The organism is Rhizobacter sp. P3_C12 (assembly GCF_056402735.1).
Map to the genome: position 1 here is coordinate 1 of NZ_JBFUGW010000315.1, position 6,621 is coordinate 6,621.

Genomic DNA, 6,621 nt, shown 5'->3' on the forward strand with positions numbered 1-6,621 from the left:
GGCGCTCGGCGAGCCAGTCGCGCCCGCTGGTGCCGCGCACCACCAGCACGCGGCGGCCCGCCCAGGCCTGCGTGCGCAGCTGCATCCACAGCGCCTCGGAATCGAACTGCGCCGCATCGGCCGCCGGCTCGACGATCTCCGCCACGCCCAGCGCGCGCAGCACGCGCGTCGTGCCCGGCCCCGGCGAGGCCGCCTGCAGCGCCGCCGGCCAGGCGGCCCCGGGCGGGCGCTGCGCGAAGAACTGCTCGGCCGCATTCGGGCTCACGAACATCACGAGGCCGACGCTGCCGAGCCCGTGCCACGCGGCGTGCAGCTCGGCGGGGTCGTCGACCGGCCGGATGTCGATCAGCGGCAAGGCCTGGGCATCGAGCCCGGCCGCGCGCAACCCGTCGACCCACTCGCGCGCCTGGGCCGCAGGCCGCGTGACCAGCACGCGCAGCGACGCAGCGGCGTCAGCCGGCTCCGAGGTAGGCATCGGCACCCGCGGACCTCAGTTGCGCCGCAGCCAGCTCGCCCAGGCTGCGGGCGGCGCGAGCGTCGGCGACGGCCGCCGCCGAGGTCGTGTGCAGCAGCGGGCGCGTCGGGTCGTCGACATGGCCGAGCGCCGCGGTGAGGCGCAGCATCGCGCCGTCCCACACGGCATGCGCCGCCAGCGGCATGCTGCAGCTGCCGCCCAGCGAGCGCGACACCGCGCGCTCCGCCTCGGCGACCCACCACGTGGGCCGGTCGGCCAGCTGCGCCAGCGCCTCGCGCAGCGCCGGCTGGTCGCTGCGGATCTCGATGCCGAGCGCGCCCTGCCCGGCCGCCGGGATCATCTCGTCGACCGCGAACAGCGCGCGGATGCGCTGCGCGAGGCCGAGCCGCTTCAGGCCGGCGGCGGCCAGCACGATCGCGTCGTACTGGCCGTCGTCGAGCTTGCGCAGCCGCGTGTCGAGGTTGCCGCGCAGCGGCTCGATGCGCAGGTCGGGCCGCCGCGCCAGCACCTGCGCGACGCGGCGCAGGCTCGAGGTGCCGACGCAGGCACCCTGCGGCAATGCATCGAGCGTCGCATGGTGGTTCGAGACGAAGGCGTCGCGCGGATCCTCGCGCTCCAGCACCGCGGCCAGCTCGAAGCCCGCCGGCAGGTCCATCGGGACGTCTTTCAGCGAATGCACCGCGAGGTGCGCGCGGCCGTCTTCGAGCGCGGCTTCCAGCTCCTTGACGAACAGGCCCTTGCCGCCGACCTTCGACAGCGTGCGGTCGAGGATCTGGTCGCCGCGGGTCGTCATGCCCAGCAGTTCGACGCGCAGGCCGAAACGTTGTTGCAGCAGGTCGCGCACGTGTTCGGCCTGCCACAGGGCGAGGCGGCTTTCGCGGGTGGCGATGACGAGGGGTTCGGGCAGCGAAGACATCGGCAAATGCTATCAGGCCCATCTCTTGCCTGAACGATATGACTGATCCCCGTTGCCGCGCTGATACCATCGCGCTTCGTAACCAAGTTACAGCCTCGACGAGGCCCTGAGGACAAAGATGCCACGTGCCACACCTGCCCCCAAGTCCCACGTCTCCCCCGTCCGCAACGCTGCCCGCAAGGCCTCGTCCAAGCCGGGCCGCAGCAGCGCTGCCGAGGCTGCCGACAAGAACCGCCCGCTGGTCGACGACATCCGCCTGCTCGGCCGCATCCTCGGCGACGTGATCCGCGAGCAGGAGGGCCAGGGCGCGTTCGATTTGATCGAGCGCATCCGCCAGCTGTCGGTGGCGTACCGCCTGAAGCGCGACGCGCAGGCCGGCAAGACCTTCGACCGCCTGCTGAAGAGCCTGAGCGGCGACCAGACGGTCAGCGTGATCCGCGCCTTCAGCTACTTCTCGCACCTGGCCAACATCGCCGAGGACCGCCACCACGTGCGCCGGCGCGAGCACCACGAGCGCCAGGGCCACCTGCAGGAAGGCTCGCTCGCGATGAGCTTCGAGCGCCTGGCCGAGGCCGACGTGCGCGCCGCCGACATCGCCGGCGTGCTGCAGCGCGCCTTCATCTCGCCGGTGCTGACGGCCCACCCCACCGAGGTGCAGCGCAAGAGCATCCTCGACGCCGAGCGGGCCATCGCCGAGCTGGTGGGCCAGCGCGACGAGCTGCACGGCGCACGCGCGCTGGCCGGCAACGAGGCGCTGCTGCGCGCCCGCGTCACGCAGCTGTGGCAGACGCGCATGCTGCGCTACACCAAGCTGACGGTGGCCGACGAGATCGAGAACGCGCTCAGCTACTACCAGTCGACCTTCCTGCGCCAGATCCCCAAGCTGTACCAGGAGATCGAGGAGGCGCTGCCCGGCCACCCGATCGCGCCGTTCTTCCGCATGGGCAACTGGATCGGCGGCGACCGCGACGGCAACCCGAACGTCAGCGCCGAGACGCTGCAGATGGCGCTGCGCCGGCAGAGCGAGACGGTGCTGCGCTTCTACCTGACCGAGGTGCACGAGCTGGGGGCGGAGCTGTCGATCTCGGCCACGCTCGCGCCGGTGACGCCCGAGATGCAGGCGCTGGCCGAGCGCTCGCCCGACCACAACGCGCACCGCGAGGACGAGCCCTACCGCCGCGCACTGATCGGCATGTACGCGCGGCTCGCCGCGACGCTGCAGGCCTTCACCGGCACCGAGGCGCTGCGCCATGCGGTGGCGCCGCAGGATCCGTACCGCCGCAGCGACGATTTCGGGGCCGACCTGAAGGTGATCGAGACCTCGCTGCGCTCGCACCATGCCGATGCGCTGATCGCGCCGCGCCTGCGCCCGCTGATGCGCGCGGTGCAGGTGTTCGGCTTCCACCTGGCCACCGTCGACCTGCGCCAGAGTTCGGACAAGCACGAGGCGGTGGTCGCCGAGCTGCTGAAGACGGCGAAGATCGAAGCCGACTACAGCGCGCTCGACGAGCCGGCGCGCCGCACGCTGCTGATGAAGCTGCTGAACGACGCGCGTCCGCTGCGCGTGCATGGCGCGGCGTACTCGGAACACAGCGTCGGCGAACTGGCGATCTTCGAGGCGGCGCTGAAGATGCTCGACCGCTACGGCCGCGAGGCACTGCGCCACTACATCATTTCGCACACCGAAGACGTCAGCGACCTGCTGGAGGTGCTGCTGCTGCAGAAGGAGACCGGGCTGATGCACGGCACGCTGGACGATGCCGCCGTGTGCCAGCTGATCGTCTCGCCGCTGTTCGAGACCATCGGCGACCTGCGCAACGCCGAGCCGATCATGCGCGACTACTACGCGCTGCCGGGCGTGGCCGACCTGATCAAGCGTTCCGGCCGCGAGCAGGACGTGATGCTCGGCTACAGCGACAGCAACAAGGACGGCGGCTCGTTCACCAGCAACTGGGAGCTGTACCGCACCGAGATCGCGCTGGTCGAGCTGTTCGGCAGGCTGGGCGAGCAGCACGGCATCACGCTGCGCCTGTTCCACGGCCGCGGCGGCACCGTCGGGCGGGGCGGCGGCCCGAGCTACCAGGCGATCCTGGCGCAGCCGCCGGGCACGGTGAACGGCCAGATCCGGCTGACCGAACAGGGCGAGGTGATCTCGTCGAAGTACGCGCACCCGGAGATCGGGCGGCGCAACCTCGAAACGCTGGTGGCCGCGACGCTCGAGGCGACGCTGCTGCACCCGACCAAGAGCGCGCCGAAGAGCTTCCTGGACGCCGCCGCGGCGATCAGCGAGGCCAGCATGGCGGCCTATCGCAAGCTGGTCTACGAGACCCCGGGCTTCACCGACTACTTCTTCTCGGCCACGCCGATCCGCGAGATCGCCGAGTTGAACATCGGCTCGCGCCCGGCTTCGCGCAAGGCCACGCGCGCGATCGAGGACCTGCGCGCGATCCCGTGGAGCTTCAGCTGGGGCCAGTGCCGCGTCGCGCTGCCGGGCTGGTGCGGCTTCGGCTCGGCGATCGAGCACTTCCTCGGCAAGCAGCCGGCGCAGCGCAAGGAGCGACTGGTGCTGCTGCAGCGCATGCACAAGCAGTGGCCGTTCTTCCGCACGCTGCTGTCGAACCTGGACATGGTGCTGGCCAAGAGCGACCTGGGCATCGCGGCGCGCTATGTCGACCTGGTCGAGGACAAGAAGCTGGGCAAGAAGATCTTCGGGCTGATCCAGGCCGAGTGGCAGCGCACCAGCGACGCGGTGTCGCTGGTCACCGGCGAGAAGCATCGGCTCGCGTCGAACCCGTCTCTCGCGCGCTCGATCGAGCACCGCTTCCCGTACCTCGACCCGCTGAACCACCTGCAGGTCGAGCTGATGCGGCGCTACCGGCAGCGCCGCGAGGGCGATCCGGCGAATGAGCGGGTGCAGCGCGGGATCCACATCTCGATCAATGGGGTGGCGGCGGGGTTGAGGAACACCGGCTGAATTTGCTGCTGCATGAACAGCAGCAGCCAGGGCTTGCCAGGACATGACCTCATCGGCGATATTCGCAATTCGCGAATAGCGAATATGGCCGGACGATGGAACTCAAACCGCAAGATCTGCTGGTGCTGTTGAAGGCAGCGGCGCACCCGCCGCAGCGTTGGACCTATGCCGCGCTTGGCGAGGCGTTGGCCATGAGCGCCTCGGAAACGCATGCGAGCGTGAAACGCGCCGTGGCGTCCGGCCTCGCAGTGGCGCCAGGGCGTGGCGAGTGGTCGCCGGTGCGACCCAGCTTGCTGGAGTTCATGCTGCACGGCGTGCGCTACATCTGGCCGACCACACCCGGGCCGGTCAAGCGCGGCGTGCCGACGGCTTTCGGTGTCGAGCCCTTGGCCAGCATGCTGACGGCTGCCCAGAGCGAGGCCCCGGTATGGGCACACCCCACCGGCAGCGCCAAAGGTCCCACACTGTCACCTCTCTATCGAACGGCACCGCAGGCGGCCCTCGCCGACCCCGCCTTGCATCGCCTGCTCGCCCTGCTGGATGCCTTGCGCACAGGGCGTGCACGCGAGCGTTTGCTGGCCGCCAAATTGATGGAAACCGAACTGATGCAGTTCGATTCGGGAGCTATCGATGCGAGTCGATGACCCCAATCTTCCTCATCTGCGCCGCATCGCCGAAGCACTGTGCGAACTGCGCGAGCAAGTGGTGTTTGTCGGTGGTGCCGTGGCCGGTCTGCTGGTGACCGATCCACTGGCCGACAGCGTGCGTGCGACCCGCGACGTGGACGCCGTGGTGAACGCCAACCGATCCACGTTTTATCGCATCGAGGAACAGGTGGCGCAGCTTGGATTCGCGCGAGACGCCAGCAGCGATGTGATTTGCCGCTGGGTGCACAAGGCGTCCGGGCTGCTCTTCGACCTGATGCCTGTGCAGCCTGAGGTGCTGGGTTTCTCCAACCGCTGGTATCCGTATGCCGTACAGACCGCCGTGCCCGTGGCATTGGGCGACGGCATCACGATTCGGCTGGTGAGCGCCGTGGCAGGACTCGCCATGGATCGCCTGAGGTCCTTGAGCAGGTAAAGCTTCAGAACAGCGACTGCCCGATCAGCGACGTGAACCGCTCCAGCGCGAAGCTGCCCGCGAGCGAGTTCCCGGTGTGCTCCAGCCCCGGCGACCAGACGCACACGCCCAGCGTGCGCGGGATGTGCGCGACGATGCCGCCGCCGACACCGCTCTTGGCCGGGATGCCGACGCGGTACGCGAAATCGCCCGCCGCATCGTAGGTGCCGCAGGTCAGCATCAGCGCCGACAGCCGCTTCGCCGAACTCGCGTCCAGCACCCGCTCGCCGTTGACCGGGCTCACGCCGCCGTTCGCGAGAAAGCCCACCGCACGTGCCAGGTCGACGCAGTTCATGCGGATCGCGCAGTGCCGGCAGTAGGCCTCGATCACCGCGTCGACCGGGTTCTTCAGGTTGCCGAAGCTGTGCATGAAGTGCCCCATCGCGCGGTTGCGCGAGCCGGTGGCCAGCTCCGAGCGCGCCACCGCATCGTCGTACTGCAGCGCCGGGTTGCCCGACAGGCGCCGCACGAACTCCACCAGCGCCATCTCGGGCTGCACGAAACGGGTGCTCAGCACGTCGGTCACGACCAGCGCGCCGGCGTTCAGGAACGGGTTGCGCGGCTTGCCCTGCTCGGTCTCCAGTTGCACCAGCGAGTTGAACGCGGTGCCCGACGGCTCGCGGCCGACCCGCTCCCACAGCGCGTCGCCGACCAGCTGGAACGCGAGCGTCAGCGAGAACAGCTTCGAGACCGACTGGATCGAGAAATCCTCGCGCGCATCGCCGACGGTGTAGAGCCGCCCGTCGAGCATGCTGACCGCCATGCCGAAGCGCTGCTTCGGCACCTTGGCGAGTTCGGGGATGTAGCGCGCCACCTCGCCCTGCTCGAGCAGCGGTTGCGCTTCGTCGTGGATGCGGTCGAGCACCGCCTGCATGTCGATGGCCATCCGATAATTGGGCCATGACTGCACCCTCGCCGCACACCGATCCCCGGGGATTTCTTCGCGCGCTGTACGACGCCGCGGTCGCGCGGGCCCTGCCGGCGCAGGCGCTGGGCGCCTTCCTGCCGCCGCCGCCGCGCGGGCGCACGCTCGTGCTGGGGGCCGGCAAGGCGGGCGGCGCGATGGCCCAGGCGCTGGATGCGCTGTGGCCCGCCGATGCGCCGCTGTCGGGGCTGGTGGTGACGCGCTACGACCAC

General features: G+C 70.0%; 7 protein-coding genes. 4 read left to right on the top strand and 3 right to left on the bottom strand.

The features are described from left to right. Positions 1-475 (bottom strand): uroporphyrinogen-III synthase (locus AC1DXV_RS29615; protein ID WP_477937020.1); only part of this gene is annotated, 475 nt, incomplete at its 3' end. Then, entirely contained in the window at positions 453-1,391 is a 939-nt protein-coding gene (hemC, locus tag AC1DXV_RS29620; protein WP_477937016.1) for a hydroxymethylbilane synthase, read from the bottom strand. The genes hemC and AC1DXV_RS29615, both read right to left, overlap by 23 nt. Before the next feature lie 118 nt (positions 1,392-1,509). Between hemC and ppc the strand changes: the two genes are divergently transcribed. The 3 genes from ppc to AC1DXV_RS29635 all read left to right on the top strand — a co-directional run bounded on the left by ppc (position 1,510) and on the right by AC1DXV_RS29635 (position 5,445). Next, entirely contained in the window at positions 1,510-4,365 is a 2,856-nt protein-coding gene (ppc, locus tag AC1DXV_RS29625; protein ID WP_477865536.1) for a phosphoenolpyruvate carboxylase, read from the top strand. 95 nt (positions 4,366-4,460) lie between these two features. Then, positions 4,461-5,009 carry a hypothetical protein gene (locus tag AC1DXV_RS29630; protein WP_073463427.1) on the top strand — a complete coding sequence of 183 codons (549 nt, stop codon included), beginning with the start codon at positions 4,461-4,463 and terminating at the stop codon, positions 5,007-5,009. Further along, a complete protein-coding gene (locus tag AC1DXV_RS29635) occupies positions 4,996-5,445 on the top strand; it encodes a hypothetical protein (protein WP_477865537.1) in 450 nt (149 codons plus the stop codon). The genes AC1DXV_RS29630 and AC1DXV_RS29635 overlap by 14 nt, the downstream gene beginning before the upstream one ends. A 4-nt stretch (positions 5,446-5,449) precedes the next feature. Here AC1DXV_RS29635 and AC1DXV_RS29640 read toward each other — a convergent pair whose 3' ends face one another. Next, on the bottom strand, positions 5,450-6,364 hold the full coding sequence (locus AC1DXV_RS29640; protein ID WP_477865543.1) for a glutaminase: 915 nt from the start codon (positions 6,362-6,364) through the stop codon (positions 5,450-5,452). Between the two features lie 20 nt (positions 6,365-6,384). Between AC1DXV_RS29640 and AC1DXV_RS29645 the strand changes: the two genes are divergently transcribed. Beyond that, a partial coding sequence (locus tag AC1DXV_RS29645) for a DUF4147 domain-containing protein (RefSeq protein WP_477937018.1) occupies positions 6,385-6,621 on the top strand: 237 nt, incomplete at its 3' end.